This window comes from Skermanella sp. TT6, from assembly GCF_016653635.2.
Lineage (GTDB): Bacteria > Pseudomonadota > Alphaproteobacteria > Azospirillales > Azospirillaceae > Skermanella > Skermanella cutis.
Map to the genome: position 1 here is coordinate 1,056,078 of NZ_CP067420.1, position 17,559 is coordinate 1,073,636.

At 69.5% G+C, this 17,559-nt stretch carries 13 protein-coding genes; 3 read left to right on the forward strand and 10 right to left on the reverse strand.

Annotation, left to right across the window (positions count from 1 at the left end; all coding sequences use genetic code 11):
- Positions 1 to 14: 14 nt before the first annotated feature.
- Together IGS68_RS04935 and IGS68_RS04940 are read right to left on the reverse strand one after the other, a co-directional pair.
- Positions 15 to 1,511, reverse strand: a complete 1,497-nt coding sequence (locus tag IGS68_RS04935; RefSeq protein ID WP_201077793.1) for a four-carbon acid sugar kinase family protein — start codon at positions 1,509 to 1,511, stop codon at positions 15 to 17.
- 214 nt (positions 1,512 to 1,725) lie between these two features.
- Entirely contained in the window at positions 1,726 to 2,934 is a 1,209-nt protein-coding gene (locus IGS68_RS04940) for a ribulose-bisphosphate carboxylase large subunit family protein (protein WP_247881180.1), read from the reverse strand.
- A gap of 226 nt (positions 2,935 to 3,160) precedes the next feature.
- On the opposite strand from IGS68_RS04940, the gene IGS68_RS04945 reads away from it, so the two are divergent.
- The 3 genes from IGS68_RS04945 to IGS68_RS04955 are packed head-to-tail and all read left to right on the forward strand — an operon-like array spanning position 3,161 to position 7,621.
- Positions 3,161 to 4,219 carry an ABC transporter substrate-binding protein gene (locus tag IGS68_RS04945; RefSeq protein ID WP_247881181.1) on the forward strand — a complete coding sequence of 353 codons (1,059 nt, stop codon included), beginning with the start codon at positions 3,161 to 3,163 and terminating at the stop codon, positions 4,217 to 4,219.
- Positions 4,220 to 4,229: 10 nt separating this feature from the next.
- Positions 4,230 to 6,638, forward strand: coding sequence for an ATP-binding cassette domain-containing protein (locus tag IGS68_RS04950; protein WP_201077795.1), 2,409 nt, complete (start codon positions 4,230 to 4,232; stop codon positions 6,636 to 6,638).
- Positions 6,635 to 7,621, forward strand: a complete 987-nt coding sequence (locus IGS68_RS04955) for an ABC transporter permease (RefSeq protein ID WP_201077797.1) — start codon at positions 6,635 to 6,637, stop codon at positions 7,619 to 7,621. The genes IGS68_RS04950 and IGS68_RS04955 overlap by 4 nt, the downstream gene beginning before the upstream one ends.
- 290 nt (positions 7,622 to 7,911) lie before the next feature.
- Here IGS68_RS04955 and IGS68_RS36265 read toward each other — a convergent pair whose 3' ends face one another.
- The 8 genes from IGS68_RS36265 to IGS68_RS04995 all read right to left on the reverse strand — a co-directional run bounded on the left by IGS68_RS36265 (position 7,912) and on the right by IGS68_RS04995 (position 17,497).
- Positions 7,912 to 8,076, reverse strand: a complete 165-nt coding sequence (locus IGS68_RS36265) for a YHYH domain-containing protein (protein ID WP_201077799.1) — start codon at positions 8,074 to 8,076, stop codon at positions 7,912 to 7,914.
- Positions 8,077 to 9,108: 1,032 nt separating this feature from the next.
- Positions 9,109 to 10,191: a Gfo/Idh/MocA family protein gene (locus tag IGS68_RS04965; RefSeq protein ID WP_201077800.1), complete on the reverse strand. Its 1,083-nt coding sequence runs from the start codon at positions 10,189 to 10,191 to the stop codon at positions 9,109 to 9,111.
- Positions 10,188 to 11,168, reverse strand: a complete 981-nt coding sequence (locus IGS68_RS04970) for an ABC transporter permease (RefSeq protein WP_201077801.1) — start codon at positions 11,166 to 11,168, stop codon at positions 10,188 to 10,190. The genes IGS68_RS04965 and IGS68_RS04970 overlap by 4 nt, the downstream gene beginning before the upstream one ends.
- The gene (locus IGS68_RS04975) at positions 11,168 to 12,706 is read right to left on the reverse strand and encodes a sugar ABC transporter ATP-binding protein (RefSeq protein WP_201077802.1); all 1,539 of its coding nucleotides are present in this window, start codon (positions 12,704 to 12,706) and stop codon (positions 11,168 to 11,170) included. The genes IGS68_RS04970 and IGS68_RS04975 overlap by 1 nt, the downstream gene beginning before the upstream one ends.
- A 12-nt stretch (positions 12,707 to 12,718) precedes the next feature.
- Positions 12,719 to 13,744, reverse strand: coding sequence for an ABC transporter permease (locus IGS68_RS04980; protein ID WP_201077803.1), 1,026 nt, complete (start codon positions 13,742 to 13,744; stop codon positions 12,719 to 12,721).
- On the reverse strand, positions 13,741 to 14,742 hold the full coding sequence (locus IGS68_RS04985) for a sugar ABC transporter substrate-binding protein (RefSeq protein ID WP_201077804.1): 1,002 nt from the start codon (positions 14,740 to 14,742) through the stop codon (positions 13,741 to 13,743). The genes IGS68_RS04980 and IGS68_RS04985 overlap by 4 nt, the downstream gene beginning before the upstream one ends.
- Before the next feature lie 248 nt (positions 14,743 to 14,990).
- Positions 14,991 to 16,736: a hypothetical protein gene (locus tag IGS68_RS04990; RefSeq protein ID WP_201077805.1), complete on the reverse strand. Its 1,746-nt coding sequence runs from the start codon at positions 16,734 to 16,736 to the stop codon at positions 14,991 to 14,993.
- 50 nt (positions 16,737 to 16,786) lie between these two features.
- Complete coding sequence (locus IGS68_RS04995) at positions 16,787 to 17,497, reverse strand: transcriptional regulator NanR (protein WP_201077807.1); 711 nt, start codon at positions 17,495 to 17,497, stop codon at positions 16,787 to 16,789.
- Positions 17,498 to 17,559: the final 62 nt, after the last annotated feature.

Below are 17,559 nucleotides of genomic sequence, written 5' to 3' on the forward strand. Positions count from 1 at the left end.
CCCTCCCATCGTCCTTATCCCTGGGCCGAACCGCGCTTCGCGGCCCGGAAATAATCCGGCTTGCCCATCTGCCCGCCCTTCAGGGCGATCTCCAGCCCGGCATGGGCCGGGTCGTCGGAATGGGCGCGGCACAGCGGAGCCCCCGGCGCCACCGGGGCCAGCGCCGTCAGCGCGTAGACCCCCAGCGTCATGGCGGCATGGCCGGAGGTGTCGCCCCCGGCGATCACCCCGCGCTTCAGCCCTGCCGTCCGGACCACCCGGTCCAGCAGCCGCCCCAGCCCCGCGCCGATCCTGTCGTTCACGGCCTCCACCGGCACGCCGCTGGACTCCACCGCCGTCCGCATCGAGGCGACGGCCGGGTCGTCCGGCCCCAGCGCCGAGAACACCAGCGGGTCCCGCCCGGCGCCCAGCGCCGCCAGCGCCGCCTCCGCCGCCCGGTCCAGCTCGCCCTCCCAGGCGCGGCCGTCCACCGCCAGCGCCGCATCGACCCGTATGCCCTCGAACCCGGCCTCCAGCGCCGCCGCGATCTGCCCCGCCGTCACCGCCGAGCAGGAGCCGGAGACGCAGGCGATCCGCTCCGCCGCCCCGGCCCGCGCCAACGAAGCCTCGCCCGCCTCCGGGATCAGCCCGGCCTTCCGCCACCACGCCACCAGCGCGTATTCCAGCCCCTGCGACCCGATCGCGAAGACCCGCTCCCCGCCGCGCTCCCAGACCAGCCGCCCGGCCTCCGCCAGGGTCTCGGCGTCGATCACGTCCAGCGCAACGATCGCGGCCCCCCGCGCGATCTCCCTCTCCAAGGCGGCGTCGGCCTCGCCCCGCTTCATGGAAACGCAGTCCACCAGCCCGACCGGCAGGCTGGTCTGCCGGCCCAGATGGATCCGCACGTCCGCCTCGTCCATCGGCGTGACGGGATGCCGCGACATGCCGGGATGCCGGTCGAGCCGGTAGCGCCCGCCGTCCGGCCCCGCCGCGAACAGGTTGCCGAACGCCTGGTACCGCGCGATCTCCGGCGCGCCCACCACCAGCGGGTGCCACTTGCCCCCCAGCAGCGGAACCGCCAGCTCCGCCGCCCGCCCGATCGAGCCGACATGCGGCGCGGAGTCGAAGGTCGAGCACACCTTGTAATGCGCCACCGGCGCCCCGAGCCCGGCCAGCGTCCGGAACACCGCCGGCAGGTGCCGGTCCATCCAGTCCAAGCCCTGCGACCGCGCCACCCCGGCGAAGCCGATCCCCCGGTACCCCTCGAACCGCGCCAGCCGCTCCGGCGTCGGCACGCCCAGGAACAGCACCGTCGGCAGCCCGGCGAAGCTCATCACCTCCATCACCGCGGACGACCCGGTATAGTCGTCGCCGTGGAAACTCAGCAGCAGCCCCTCGGGCAGCCCCCGGGCGGAACGCCGGCGATCCGGCGCGGCCGTTGCCCCGTCAACCGGGAGAGGCTTCCCCGGCAGGGCACGCCCTTTCTCACCGTCATGACCGGACTTGATCCGGTCATCTCTGCCAGGCGTCATCGACACCGCCGTGCCGGAAGATTGCTGATCAACCGAAAGGGGCTCTCCGAGCGACTTCCTCTTCATTTTTCGTCATGCCCGGACTTGATCCGGGCATCTCCGGCCAAGGAGCCCCGGTGAGCCCTGGGATAAGATGGCCGGATCAAGTCCGGCCATGACGAAAAGGGAGCGTCGCAACCATCAGCCATGCCATGCAGCCCCCGGCTTGAACCGCTCATGACGCCAGCGCCGCTTCCCAGGCGTCGCGCAGGGCGCCGACGCCCGCTGCCGGCCCGTCCGGATGCCCCATGATGCCGCCGCCCGCCGCGAAGATCAGGTCGGCCGACCCCAGCGCCGCATAGGTCCCCGCCGCCTGCCTGGCCGACTGGCCGGACGAGAACACCGGCATCACCGTGCAGGGCTTGCCCTCGAACATCGGCGTCAGGCACGCCCGGGCCGAGGCGATCACGCTCTCGTCGGGTTCGCAGAACTTGTTCTGGAGCCCGTTCACATGCATGTGGTCGGCGCCGGCCAGCCGCCAGATCTTCTGCCAGGCGACATAGGACCAGCCCAGCTCCGGCGCCCGCGACAGGTAGCCCCAGCCGTTGCGGTGGGCGTGGATGGGAAGCTGGCTGAACCGCCCCAGCTCGACCATGCCGACGACGCCAACCGAATTGAGGCTCGCCATCACGCAGGTGCCGCCCAGTTCCACGACCAGGTCGTGCCGCCGCCGCATCTCGTCCAGGTCGCCGGTGATGTTGAAGGCGAACATCACCTTCCGGCCGGTCCGCTCCGCGCAGGCGTCGATCACCCGCATCACCGCGCGCGCCCGCGCCTCGAACGGGCAGTGCGGCCCGTCGGCCTGGAGCTCGTCGTCCTTGATGAAGTCGATCCCGGCGTCGCACAGCACCCGGACCAGCTCGGCCGTCGCCTCCGGTCCCATGCCGACGCTCGGCTTGACGATCGTCCCGATCAGCGGGCGCCGCTCCACCCCAGCCAGCCGCCGGGTCCCCGCCACCCCGAACCTCGGCCCCGGATACTTCTCCGCGAACGCCTCCGGCAGCCCGATGTCGAGCAGCCGCAGCCCGCTGAAGGGCCGCAGCTCGAACAGGTTGCCCGCCACCGTCGCGACAAGGTTGGGCAGCGAGACGCCGAAATTGTCCGGCGACCAGGACAGCACCACCTCCGCCCGCCGCCAGACCGGCCTGTCCCCGGCCCCCTTGGGAACCCCGGCCCCCGGAAGCGACGGCGCCTCGACCGTCTCCAGCTCGGTCAGCCGTTCCACATGGGCGCCGTACAGCGCCCGCATCTCGTCGGTCTCGCCCGGAAGCCGGACGAAGGTGCCGGTGGACTGCTCCCCCGCCATGGTCTCGACCGCCTCGTCGAGCGGGTAGGCCGTCTCTATCCGATATGTCGCGGTGATGCGCTGCGCTGGCATTGCCATGAGGCGTCCGACCTCCCCAGGTCCGTGTTCGTGCTTTCTTATATACTCATCATACCAGCATGCGGGGACGCCGCAAGCGTCATTATCGCCGGAAAGAGCAGGGCAGGATCTGCGGGTCACGGCACAATCCATCTTGCATCCTGCCGTTACTGGTATGATGATCGCTCCATAAGCGGCCACCGGGAAACGAGAATGGCCGCGGCACAACCCCTGGGAGGAAGATGCAATGAAGAGCCCCAAGGCCCGCCTCATCCCGACCGCCGCCGCTTTCGCGGCCACCCTGCTGCTGACGCTGACCGCCGCCCCCTGGTCCCCCGCGATGGCTTCGCCCGAGAAGCCGGTGGTGGCCCTGTCCAACTCCTACTATGGCAACACCTGGCGCCGCCAGATGGTGGAGAGCTTCGAGGAGGCCGCCAAGCAGGCCAAGCAGGAAGGCAAGATAGAGGACTACATCGTCGTCAACGGCGACGGCTCGACCAACCAGCAGATGAGCCAGATGGCCGACCTGATCCTGCGCAAGGTCGATGTCATCGCGATCAACGCCGCGTCGGAGACGGCCCTGAACGGCACGATCCAGAAGGCCTGCCAAGCCGGGATCAAGGTGGTGGCTTTCGACAGCATCGTCTCCGCGCCCTGCGCCTATACGCTGGGATTCGATTTCGCCAAGTACCAGGGCGACATGGCGCGGGAGATCGCCAAGCGCCTGGACGGCAAGGGCAACATCATCATCGTGCGCGGCGTCAAGGGCTCGGCCCCCGACAACGAGATGTACAACGGCCAGATCGAGGCGCTGAAGGAGTTTCCCGAGATCAAGGCCGTCGCCACCGTCTACGGCCAGGCGACCACCTCGGTGGCCCAGTCCGCCGTCGCCAACGTGCTGCCGTCGCTGCCGCACGTGGACGCCGTCCTTGGGCAGGGCGGCGGCGACGACTTCGGCATCGCCCAGGCGTTCGAGCAGTATGGCGGCGCCTACGCCGAGGACATGCCGATCATAAGCGGCGGCGGCAGCTCCAACTTCATCCAGTGGTGGAGCGAGCGGCACAAGAAGAACGGCTACTCCACCGTCTCCATGAACACCACGCCCGGCATCGGCGGCGCCGCCTTCTGGCTGGCCTACGAGATCGCCAAGGGCGCCAACCCGCCGAAGAAGATGACCATGCCGGTCGCCGTCGTGGACGAGAAGAACCTGGACGACTACCTCAAGATGCCGCCGGGCACCATCGTCAGCCCGTCGTTCAGCCAGGACTGGGTGCGCAAGACGCTGCTCCAGGCCCAAGCCCAGTGAATCCGGGCAGATGACAATCGCCGCGCTGGACCGCATCACCCGGTCGTTCGGCCCGACGCTCGCCAACCACGATGTCTCGCTCTCCGTCCTGCCGGGTGAAGTGATCGGCCTTGTCGGCGCCAACGGCGCCGGCAAGAGCACGCTGATGCGCATCCTGTGCGGCGTGACCGAGCCGGACAGCGGCACTCTGGCCCTTGATGGCGCGCCGGTCGATTTCCGCGACTATTCCCCGACCGTCGCCCGCCGCCGGGGAATCCGGATCGTCTACCAGGAGCTGTCGCTCTGCACCAACCTGACGGTGGCGGAGAACTTCTTCCTGGAGGAGCCGGGCAGCACCCGCTCACCCCTCTGGCGCGCCCACTACCGCCGGCTGGCCCGCGCCGGCATCGACGCGGTGTTCCCCGGCAGCGGCATCGACGCCGACGCGCGCCTGGCCGACCTTCCCCTCGGCCAGCGGCAGATGGTCGAGATCGCCCGGGCCGCCAACGACCCGAACCTGAAGCTGCTGATCCTGGACGAGCCGACCTCCTCGCTCGAAGCAGCCCGCGCCGCCCAACTCCACGATTTCGTCCGCCGCCGTGCCGGCCAGGGCATCTCCTTCATCTTCATCAGCCACAAGCTGCGCGAGGTGCTGGAGATCGCGTCCCGGGTCGTCGTCATGCGCAACGGCCGGATCGCGCGGGAAGGTGGAGCCGGCAGCTTCACCGTCCACGCCCTGGTGGACCTGATGGGCGGGGACGCCGCCCGCGGCGCGGGCAGTGCCGCCGCGTCCGCCCCCGGATCCCCGGGGCCGGCACCCGCCCGCGAGATCCTGCGCCTCGGCGGTGCGGTCACCGCTCCGCTGGGCCGGGAGATCGTGCTGCGCGCCGGCGACATCGTCGGCTTCGCCGGGCTGGAGGGAAGCGGCCAGCGCGACCGGCTCCACGCGATCCGCCACGCCAACCCCGATGCCGGCTTCGTCTCGGGCGACCGCCAGCGGGAGGGCGTCTTCCCGCAATGGACGGTGCTGTCCAACATCAGCATCGGCGCTCTCTCCCGCCGGCCGCTGGCATCCCTTGTCTCGGCCGAAGCGGAGGCGGAGACCGGCCGCCACTGGGCCGAGCGCCTGCGCCTCGACCCTGGGCGCCTGCCGTCCAACGTGCTTCACCTCAGCGGCGGCAACCAGCAGAAGGCGCTGGTCGCCCGCGCCCTGGCCCGTCAGTCCGACCTGCTCCTGCTGGACGACCCGACGCGCGGCGTCGACGTCGCCTCCAAGCACGACTTCTACCACGTCGTCCGCCAGACCGCCGAGACCGGCGCTTTGGTGGTGTGGTACAGCACCGAGGACATCGAGCTGCTGGAATGCACCCGTGTCCTGGTCTTCCACGGCGGCGCCATCGTCCGGGAACTGGTCGGCGACGAGATCTCGGAGGAGAGCATCGTCGATACCGCCTTCCTGGCCGAGACCGCCGCCGACCCTCGGCCCGCCGCCGCTGTCCTTCCTGCCCGGGCGTCACGGCCCTCCGGCCTCCTGACCCATGCGATCCCGCTGATCGGCCTGGGTCTCGTCTGCGCCGCTCTCGCCGCCCTCAACCCCTCCGCGGCCAGCCTGTTCGGCATCGACCTGCTGCTCAGCTCGGCGGTGCCGCTGGTGCTGATCGCGCTGGCCCAGATGTTCGTCGTGGGCGGCAGCCAGATCGACCTGGGCATCGGCGCCTTCGCCGGCCTGGTCAATGTCGTCAGCGCCACCGTCCTGACCGAGCAGCCGGCCCTCGGCGTTGCCCTGCTCGCGGCAGGGCTGGGCGGCTACGCCGTCATCGGCGCGCTGATCGAGCAGCGCCGGATTCCCGCCATCGTGGTGACCCTGGGGGCGAGCTTCATCTGGCTCGGCTGCGGCTATACGCTCCAGTCCGCCCCGGGAGGCATGGCGCCGGATTGGCTGATGGCGGCGGTCGGCTGGCAGGTTCCGGGGCTGCCGACCTCCCTCCTGCTGATCCTGGCGGCCGGCCTGTGCGGCCTGGCCGTCGACCGCTCCCGAAGCGGCGTGGTACTCCGGGGCTTCGGCAACAACGCGGCTGCGCTGGCGCAGGGCGGCTGGTCGGCGCTGCGCTACACCGTTCTGCGCTATGTCGTCGCCGGAGCCTTCGCCATGGCGGCCGGCCTGTCGCTGACCGCCATCACCACCGCCAGCGACATCAACGCCGGCAGCGGCTTCACCCTGCTGAGCATCGCCGCCGTGGTGATCGGAGGCTGCCGCCTGCTGGGCGGCACCATCACGCCCGCGGGCGTCGTGGCCGGAGCGGTGACCCTGTCGCTGATCGGCTCCCTGCTCAGCTTCCTCGGCGTCAGCACCGACTACAACGCCGCCGTCCAGGGATTGCTGCTGATCGCCATCCTGGGCCTGCGCACCCTGATCGAGCGGCGGGAGAGCGCCGAATGACCGCGCTTCCCGCCCGCCGGCCCGCCGCTTCCTCCCTCTCGCAGTGGATCGAGACCCGGCGCTGGGTCTGGTCGCTGATCGGCATCCTGATCCTGTGGCTGGTGCTGAGCGTCCTGACGTCCCGCCTCAGCGTCCAGAGCCTGTCCGGCGTCGCGGCCTCCGCCGCCTTCCTGCTGTTCCCGGCGCTGGGCCAGATGTTCGTCGTGACGACGGGGAGGGGCAACATCGACCTGTCGATCCCCAGCGTCATCACCCTGACCGCCTTCCTCGCGGTCAACATCATCGACGGCTCCGACGCGAGGCTTCCCCTGGGCCTGCTGACCGTGGCCGCCGTGGGCCTGGGCTTGGGAGCGGTCAACGCCGCCCTGGTGCTGTGGCTGCGCATCCCGGCGATGATCGCGACCCTGGCGACCGGCTACGTCCTCGCCACCGCGACCCTGCTGGCGAACCGGACCTTCTCCACCTACCAGGTCAGCCCGGCGCTCGCCTGGTTCGCGACCGGCCGGATCGCCGGCATCCCGGTGATCGTCCTGGCGGCGGTCGCCGCGACCGCGCTGGCCGCCTTCGTCCTGCACCGGACCGTCTTCGGCCGCGCCCTGTCCGCCGTGGGCCAGAACCAGCGCGCGGCGGAACTGTCCGGCCTCCCCGCGGCCAAGGTGATCGCCATCACCTTCCTGGCCAGCGGAGCCGCCGCCGGCCTGACCGGCGCCCTGCTGTCCGCCCGCGCCGGCGGCGCCTTCCTGGACATGGGCAGCCCCTTCCTGCTGCAATCCGTCGGTGCCGTCGTGCTGGGCGGCACCCTGATCTTCGGCGGCTCGGCGACGGCGCTGGGAACCTTGTTCGGCTCCGTCCTGCTGGTGCTGATCGTCACGACCATGCAGATCGCCGGCCTGCCCGGCGGCACGCAGGAGATCATCCAGGGCGCCGTCATCATCGCCGTGCTGGCCCTGGCGGGAGCGGCGGGACGGGGCAGGCGGGGGTGAGGCTTCCCACCATAGCACCTCGACTTCGGCCAGTTGTTCGGCAGTGGCGTTCTGAAGTCCTTGGGCCAGTTCCGGTCGGTAGGTTTCGGACCACTTTGCACATTTGCGGCACCTTCGCACACCATGGTCAACCGCCAAGTCCTCGGCGAGCACACGGCACCAATCGTAGGATTGCTGTCCTTGATGCGCTTATGCTACAATCCAATAGCCGTAAAGCAAATGGCAGGGCGCCCCCTTTGCCGGATCTTTGACATGAGAATAGATCCCAACCACCCCGCCTCCGGCGGCCATCATGATGACCCGTGATGACCCCAGGCCGTCAGTGGCAAGTGATACCCGCCATTCTTCCGGTCATGGTGACAGCCCTTGCGGTCCATCCCGCTGGGATGGGCGAAAGCGATCGACGGCAGGAGGAGGGCGAAGGCGGACAGTACGGCGACAAGCTTAAGGCGCATCGGATCACTCCCGAGTTGATCATCGGGATATTTTGCCGAAAGCGAGAATGAAATAGGAGTCAGTGCAGCCTGAAGAATGCCGGCGTATGCCGTGGACGGACCGACCGGCCGCCCCGAGGTCGGAATAGTGACCTCCAGTGACTTTCACGCCGGTTCCAAGCGGTCATAGTGACCCGGCACCTGATCGCGGAAGCAGCGACTCGCCGTGATCCGTGCCCATCCTTTTTCATCCGTGTCCATCCGTGATCCCTTCGGCCTTGCCGGGCCTCCGCTGTTCCGGCCGGCACCATGATGACACCCGACAGCGGCGCCGGCCCCGACCGGCCCCGCCGTAGTGACCGAAGATGACCTTTCCAGCCTTTCCGGCGCCCACGTCATTACCGCCGCGCCGGGAATGATGACATCGGCTGACATTCTCCAACGGGAGAGGAGGTGTCAGCCCTGTAGGCCGGGTGCCGCTTCGCTCTGCCCGACCTGCATTCCGTCAAAGAACAAGCACCACCGTGCCGGAAAGTCGCGGACTTGATCCAGGTATCTTCCGGAACGTCGATGGTAATGGAGCCATCGGGAAATGGCCGGATCAAGTCCACAGTTGTCTGATTCGGTGATTGCTATTCAACCATAAGAAGTCATCAGGGCGGCGTTCTCATTTTTCATCGTCATGACCGGACTTGATCCGGTCATCGCTCGCGGTCTTCATCGACGCCTTCGTGCCTGGAGATGACCGGATCAAGTCCGGTCATGACGAAAAGGGAGTGTTTCTGCCCACAATTGAACCTTTTGCAGAAGAAGCAACTACGTTGCTGGACACAATTGGACCAAGTCCGGTCATGACGATCGAGGGAGGCGAGTTCCGCCGGAAAGGTCTCTCCTGGTTGAGGCCGGTTCCGCGATGATGACACCCGACAGCGGCCCCGGCCCCGCCGCAATGACCGATGATGACCTTATCCGCCCTTTCCCGCACCCGCCCCGTCGCTTCCGCCCCGGGAATCATGACATCCGCTGACATTCTCCCACGGGAGGAGGAGGGTGTCAGCCGAACGCCACCGCCTCGCCGGTCTCCGCCGACCGGTAGGCGCCGAAGGTCAGCTCCAGGGTCCGCAGGTTGTCCGCCCCCGAGGTGTCCGGCTCGCGGCCCTCGCGCAGGCAATCGACCCAGTGGCGCTGGATCGCCAGCACGCTGTCCTGCACCACGTGCCACGGCCGGGCGGCCCAGGGCAGAAGCTCCGCATCGACCGGCCGCACCTCCCGGTGGCCGGGCCGGCTCAGCACCAGCCGATAGCCCTGCTCCAGCTCGATCGTGCCGTCGGTCCCCTCGATCCGCACCAGGCATTCGGGGAAGGGCTCCGGCTCGGTCCGGGTCGCGGTGGACAGATCAATCACCCCCGTGACGCCGCCGTGGAAGTCCACCAGCATGGTCGCGGTGTCCTCCCCCCGCACGCGCGGGTCGATCCGCGCGGTCCGGCAATAAAGCCGCCCGGCCTCGCCGAACAGGAAGCGGGCCACGTCCAGCAGGTGAAGGCCGACGTCCATGATGATGTAGCGCTCGTCCTCCGCCAGGTAGGGCTGGTTGGTGATGATGTCGAAGCCGTGGCGGAACTGGACCCGGCCGAAGAACGGCCGGCCGGCCCAGCCCTCGTCCAGCGCCTGCTTCACCGCCAGCAGCGGGTGCTGCCAGCGGAAATTCTCGTGGACCATCAGCTGCACGCCGGCCTCGGCGCAGGCCCGCACCATGGCCTCCGCGTCCTCCAGGCTGGCGGCGAAGGGCTTCTGGCAGATCGCGGGCACGCCGTGCCGGGCCGCCAGCTCCACCAACGCCCGGTGGGAGGGCAGGGTGGTCGCGATGTCCACGAAGTCGGGCTTCTGCTCCGCCAGCATCGCCTCGGCGTCGGCATAGACGTGCGGCACGCCGAAGCGCCGGGCGGCGGCCTCCGCCTTGCCCACGTCCTTGTCGCAGACCGCGACCAGCTCGACGCCCTCCAGCGGGGTGTCCCGCATCAGGGTCCAGGCGTTCAGGTGGTTCTCGGCGAAGAAGCCGCAGCCGACCAGCGTGCCGCGCAGCTTGCCGGGGCGCGGCGCGTAAGCCGAGGAAGCCGAAGAAGCCGGGGAAGTCATACGGGTCTCTCCTCGATGCGGATCCGGCGCCGGCCCAGCCGGTGCAGGATGCGGGAGCGCTGGCTGTCCACGAAGACCGCCAGGAAGATAATGGAGCTGGTCACCAGCGGGTAGATGTAGGGGTCGGCGTTGACGATCACCAAGCCGTTCTGCACGGTCTGGATCAGCACCGCGCCGAACACGGTCCCGGCCACGCCGCCGCGCCCGCCGAACAGGCTGACGCCGCCCAGCACCGCGGCGGCGACGGCGGCGAACTCCTTCTCCACCGCGAAGGAGGACGCGGCGGCGCCCACCTGGGTGATCGACACGAAGCCGGCGATGCCGGCGCAGGCGCCCGACACCGCATAGACGGCGGTCAGCACCAGCGGCACGTTGATCCCGGCCTTGGCGGCGGCCTCCGGGTTCTCGCCCACCGCGTGGACCTGCCGGCCGAACGGGGTGTGGTTCAGCACCGCCCAGGCCGCGGCGAAGACGATCGCGAAGACCCAGATCGCCCAGGGCACGCCCAGCCATTCCGCCTGGGCCAGCGACAGGATGTGGTTCTGGTAGAACACCATGCGGGTCTCGGTCACCCACAGCGCCAGCCCGCGCCCGATGAACAGCGTCGCCAGCGTCACGATGAAGGCCGCCACCCTAAGCCGCACCACGAAGAAGGCGTTGACCAGCCCGAACAGGGCGCCCACCGCCATCATGGCCGGCACCGCCAGCATCACCGGCAGCTCCGCCATGTAGATCCCCAGCAGGGCCACCGACAGGTACATGACGGCGCCCACCGACAGGTCGATGCCGGCGGTCAGCAGCACGAAGGTCATGCCGATGCCCAGGATCGCGATGTGGGAGGACTGGATCAGGATGTTGGTGAAGTTCTGCACGTCCAGGAACCGGTCGGACAGGCTGCCGAACACCGCCAGCACCACCAGGAACAAGCCGACCGGCGCGTTGCGCAGCAGGGCCAGCCGAAGTCTCGTCGAGTTCATCACGCCGCCCCCTCCAGCCCCATCGGCTCCGCCGGGCCGCGCCGCCTCATCGCCGCCTCCAGGATGCGCCCGCCGTCGAAACCGCCGCGCCGGAACTCCGCCTGGATCTCGCCGTGGTTCATCACCAGGATGCGGTCGCACATCCCCATCAGCTCCTCCATCTCGGAGGAGATCATCAGCACCCCGGCGCCCTCGGCCACCAGCGTGTCGATGATCTTGTAGATCTCGAACTTGGCACCCACGTCGATCCCGCGGGTCGGCTCGTCCAGGATGAAGACCCGGGGGGTCCGCAGCAGCCACTTCGCCAGCACCACCTTCTGCTGGTTGCCGCCGCTCAGGTGGCGGACCAGCGTCCCCATGGGGTCGGCGGCGCGCATCCGGACCTTCTGGCCGATCCGCCCGACCTCGTCGCCCAGCCGGGTCCGGTCGATGAAGCGGGTCCACGGCGACACATAGTCCTCCAGCGAGGGCAGCGCGATGTTGTCGGCGATGGTGGCGTGCATCATCAGGCCCTCGCCGCGCCGGTCCTCCGTCAGGAAGGCCATGCCGCGCTCCATGCAGGCGCCGGGGCTCGGCTCCCCGATCACGGCGCCGTCCACCGCGATGGTCCCGGACTTGAAGCCGTCCAGGCCGAACAGGATGCGGGCCAGCTCGCTGCGCCCGGCCCCCATCAGCCCGGCGATGCCCAGCACCTCTCCCGCGTGCAGCGTCAGGTCGATCCCGTGGACGACGCCCGGCTGGCTGACGCCCCGCACCTCCAGCACCGGCCGCTCCGTCGGCCGGCCCGTCCGCTCGGGGAAGAGCTGGTCCAGCGTCCGCCCGACCATCAGGGCGATCATCCGCTCGGTCGGCATCCCCGACGCCGGCCCGCCGCCCACCACGGCGCCGTCGCGCAGCACGGTGATGTCGTCGCAGATCCGCGTCACGTCGGACAGCACGTGGCTGATATAGATCATCGCGATGCCGCGCCCGCGCAGCCGCTCGATGATGCCGAACAGCCGGTCGGCCTCCCGCCGGGTCAGGGAGGTGGTCGGCTCGTCGAAGATGATCACCTTGGCATCGACGCTCAGCGCCTTGGCGATCTCGACCAATTGCCGCTCGCCCTGGCTCAGGGCGGCCACCGGCGTGCCGGGCGGGTGGCGGATGTCCACCTGCTCCAGCAGCTCGCGCGCCCGGCGGCGCATCCGGCCCCGGCTGATGAAGGGGATGGCAGGTCCGATCCGGGGAAAGCCCGAGATGAACAGGTTTTCCTCGATCGACAGGTTCTCGAACAGGTTCAGTTCCTGGTGGATGAAGGAGATGCCGCGGGCCAGCGCGTCCCGGGGGCCGCGCGGCTCGTAGTCGGCGCCGTCCAGCCGGATGCGCCCGCCGTCGCGCTTCAGCACGCCGCCCAGGATGTTCATGGTAGTCGATTTGCCGGAGCCGTTCTCCCCCACCAGCCCCAGCACCCGGCCGCGGTCCAGCGAGAACGATACGCCGTGCAGCACCTCGACGCCGAAGAAGCTCTTGCGAAGGGTCTCGCACTCGAGCAGGGCCATGGGATCAGCCTCCTAGAGCCGGGCGGCGAAGCGGGTGCGGACGGCGTCGATCACGGCGGCGAGCAGGATCACCGCCCCCTTGATCGCGAAGACCGAGAACAGCGACATCCCCAGCATCTTCAGGCTGGTGTCCAGCAGCACCAGGAACAGCACGCCGAACACCGTCCACAGCACCTTGCCCTTGCCGCCGAACAGGCTGGTCCCGCCGATCACCACCGCGCCGATGACGTCCAGCAGGATCGTCTGCCCCAGGATCGGCGTCCCGGTCTGGAGCCGCCCGGTATACAGGATCGACGCCACCGCCGCGCACGCGCCGGAGATCAGGAAGGCCGCCGCGACCACCCGCGCCACCGGCACGCCCGACACCGCCGCCGCGTTGCGGTTCTGCCCGCAGGCATACAGCCGCCGGCCCAGCGCCGTCCGCGCCAGCACCAGGTGCGCCGCGAGGCCGACCGCCGCCACGACCCACAGCGCGTTCGGCACGCCGCCCATATTCCCCTGGCCCAGCACGACGAAGCCGTGGGGCAGGTTGGCGATGCTGCTGGTCTCGGTATGGAAGGTGGTGAACCAGATCGCCGCGCCGGAGAAGAACATCATCGTCGTCAGCGTGACGATGAAGGGCGGCATGCCCAGCCGGGTGACGCAGAACCCGTTGAAGGCGCCGATCGCCAGCCCGACCGCCACCATGGCCAGCATCGCCCCCGGCACCGCCAGCGCCGAGCCCGCCAGGTAGCCGCCGTCGCCGGTCATGACGCTGGCCCCGGCCACGCTCGCCATCGCGATGATCGAGGTCACCGACAGGTCGATGCCGGCGACGATCAGCACGAAGGTCTGGCCGATCGCCACCACCAGCAGCGGCAGCATGTCGGACAGGATGTTCCGCATCACCTCGGCCGAGGCCATCTGCGGCACGAAGGGCACCACCGCCGCGAAATAGGCGACGCTGAGATAGAGCACCAGGTATTCGGAGAACAGCAGGTGCCGCAGCAGGCGGCGCGGCCCGGCCGACCGCGTCCCCGCCATCAGCAGCCCGCTCAACCGTTCTTCTGCTTGTAGATGGTGTAGCCCCACATGCGGTCGCGGACCTGCTCCAGGTTGGCCTGGTGGATCGCGAAGCCGGGGTCCAGCAGCACCCGCTCGACCGTCTTTCCCTCCTGCAGGTCCACGATCGCGTTGACCGCCAGCTCGGCCTCCTTGAACAGGTCCTGCACCCCGTCGGCGTCCAGGTACTTGTCCTTCAGCAGCTCGTAGGCCATCGCGTCGCCGTCGAACCCGCCGAAGATGACGTGGTCCTTATGTCCTATCGGATGGAACTTGTTCCTAACCCTCATTGCCTGTACGATCTGGGGGAACAGGAAGTCGGACGACGTGAAGAGGAAGTTGATGTCGGGGTTCGCCTGGAACGCGTTGGTCAGTCCCGCGAACGCCACGTCGGCGTTCCACTCCGTCGGGATGCGGGCGACGACGTCGATGATGTCCTTGTTCTTGTCCACCACGTCGAAGAAACCGTCGCGCCGGCCGATCGCGTTCGGGTCGCCCAGGTTGCCGATCAGGATCGCCGCCTTGAACTTGCCGCCCTGCTTGCGGGCGACCTCGACCATGTGCTCGACCGTGGCGTTGGTGATCTTGCGGTTGTCGGCGACCACCGCGACCGAGAAGGCGTCGGTCTTGGCCGGCGGGCGGTTGAAATGGACCATCGGCACGCCGGCCTCGTTGGCCGCCTTGATCGCCGGGATGACCGCATTGCTGTCGGTCTGGACGATGATGATGCCGTCCACCTTGCGCGCCAGCATGGCCCGCACCTGCTCGAACTGGCGGTTGTCGTCCTTGTCGGAGATCGCCTGGACCATCTCGTACCCGCGCTTGGACAGGTCCTGCTTGATGACATCCAGCCCCGCCACCCAGAACGGCGAGTACAGCCCGTCGAACAGCACGGCGATGGTCTTCTTGCCCTGCGCCTTGACGTACAGGGGCATCCCGGCGGTGCCGGCCGCAACCAGGGTGCCAATCGTGAATTGCCGACGCGTCAGCCTCATTGGTTCTTCCTCCCTGCCGCGGCTTCAGCCGCTTGGTTCGCTTATACAGTCATCATACCAGTTGCCCGTGGGCCGACAACTGGAATTTCGAGCGTTATCCCATAAGGTTGAACCGCTCCGGTTCCCGCACCGTGTTGCGCCATGGGCGCAACCTACGGCTCGATGCAGACCGTCGATCGTAGGTTGCGCCCATGGCGCAACGCGTCGGTCCGGCTGCCCCGGTCAAACCGACCTGATCGGCCAAAGCCCTATGGAATGGCAGGCACAGCCGCGCAGGCCGGCACCTCCACCACGCCTCCGCCTGCCACCCGGACCCGCACCGGCTCCGCCGACCCGTTCGCCAGCCACAGCACCGGCCCGCCCGGACCGTCCCAGGCGATCCCGGCCACGGCCCGGCTTCCCGTCACCGACACCTCCCGCAGCCGCGCTCCCCGGGCTTCCGCCAGCGCCCGCAGCACCGCCCCGGCCGGCGCGCCCACCATCCCGAAATCTCCCTCCAGCGCGCCCAGGGCGATCGACGCCGCCCCTTCGTAGGCGAGCGCCGCCGCGTAGCCCAGGTACCACGCGGCGCCAAAACCCCCGCGCTGGCGCGGGTCCCGCCGGGCCATGGCGATACGGCCGTTCCCGGGATTGTCCACCGGCCCCTTGCCATAGGGATTGTCGCGCATCCCGATGGCGGACGGCCCGACCCGGATCGGCGTATCGCCGCAGAAGGACCGCGCCGTCTCCATCACGAAGGGCAGGGACTCCAGCGATTCCCAGATCGACCGCTCGTCCGCCGCATGCACGATAGGCGAGGTGGTGAAGCTGACATGGTCCAGCCCCTCCGCCGGCGGCCGAGCGCGGTTCAGCTCGGTGAAGAAGGAATGCATGCCGCCGCCGACCCGCACGCCGGGAAAGGCCGCCCGCGCCGCCCGGTAGACCTCCGCGAAGGCCGGCACGTCCGGCCACGGCCCGGACGGCTGGTAGCTCTTCAGGTACGCCGCCGGCGCCACCGTCACCCCGGCGACCTCGGCCCTTGCCGCCTCGATCCGCCGCGCGATCTCCGCCAACTCCACCTCCGGCGGCTCCCTGCATTCCAGCGGCAGCTCCAGGAACAGCTCGGCGCCCGCCTGTCGGGCCAGCGCACCATAGGCCCGCAGCGCCTCGACATCGCCCAGCCGGGCGACCAGGAAGCCGATCCCCGGCTCCGCCCGCTCCGGGATGCACTGCCAGTCGATCCCGGTTCCCACCGGCGGCACCGTCCGGTCCAGTGCCCGGCCCACCGTGACGCCGATGCCGTCGGCCGCCTGCGCCGGCACCGTCTCCGGCCGCCCGTCCACCTCCAGCCGGACCGCCTGGGTCAGCCGGGTTCCCGCCGCGATGGTGTAGGGCGTCGGCAGCGCCAGCGGCCGGACATAGGTCTTGAACGAGGCGTCGGTCCAGTTCCGCTGGTCCTCCATCTCGAACACGTCGCCCTCGAAGGCGCAGACCGCCCGCACGCCCGGGACAGGCGCATGCGTCAGGCTCCGGATCGAGAAGATCGGCTGGCCGGGGCTGACCAGCCGGGGGAACCTTGTCGTCTCCCGGCCGCCGTCGGCATGCTCCACCTCCACCGGCTCCCCGGCGACGCCCTCGATCGGGTGGAGCACCACGAACCCGGTGCGGCAGGTCTCCAGGGCGGCCGACGCCTCCCCGGTCACCTCGAAGCTCAGCCGGCCCGCCGCATCGCCCCGGATCTCCGCCCGGTACGTGAAGCCTCCCGCCACGGCACCCTCGAAGGAAACCGCGAAAGCTTCGCCGCTCTCCTCGATGAGCAGGTTCGACAGGGTGGCGGGCAGAGTGCCCCAGCCGGTGTCGCGCACCAAGTAACCGATGCCGCGCAGGATCTCGACGCCGTGCCAGCGCACCGCCCGCACCGCGCCGTCCTCCAGCTCCGCGCTCAAGCCTCCGGCCCGCAGGACGCGGGGCACGGCCGGGGGTGTCCCCGTCCCGTACGACGTGACGCAGTTCATGGCTCGTTCCTCCCTTGCAACCGCTTTTGCGCGGCCTTATGCTCTTCCCGTCAACTCTCGAACTGTCGGTACAGCTGGCTCGCCCGCTTCAGGTGGTCGGACATGGCCGCCGCCGCCTCTTCGGGATCGCGGTCGGCGACGGCGTCGAAGATCCTCTCATGCTCCTCGATGGTGATCAGCTCGGCGCCCGGCGCGCGCAGCAGCTTGACGTGATAGACCGCCAGCCACGCGAACATGGCCTGGCTCACCGCCACATAGATTGGGTTGCCCGAGATGGTCGCGATCTCGCGGTGGAAGGCCATGTCGCAGGGCAGGAAGTTCGGCAGGTCCGCCAGGGCCTCCCGGTGGTCCTCCAGCCGGCGGGCCAGCCGGCCGATATCCTCCTCGGTCGCCCGTTCCGCCGCTAGCCGGACCATGCCGACCTCGAAGAAGACGCGGGCCTCCTTCAGGTGCTCCAGGTTCTCCGGAGCCCCGGCGATGAAGTGCTTTGCCGTCTCGCCGACCTGCTCGATCACCCGGTCGGCGGTGATCGGCGTGACCCGCGCCCGCTCGCCGTGGGTGATCGACACCAGCCCCATGTGGGACAGGGTCTGCATCGCCTCCCGGATCGCGGGGCGGCCGACCTTGTACATCTCCATCAGCTGGCGCTCGCTGGGAAGCTGGTCGCCGACCGCGTACTCGCCGCTGGAGATGCGGGCGAGCAGGCGGTCCAGAACCTCCTGGTAGAGCTTGCGCCGGGGGATCGGGTCGATGGAAGTCATGGGGCGGCCCTGGCGGATGGGGGGATTCCTCAAACTGGTATCATGATCGCGCCAGTGCCGCC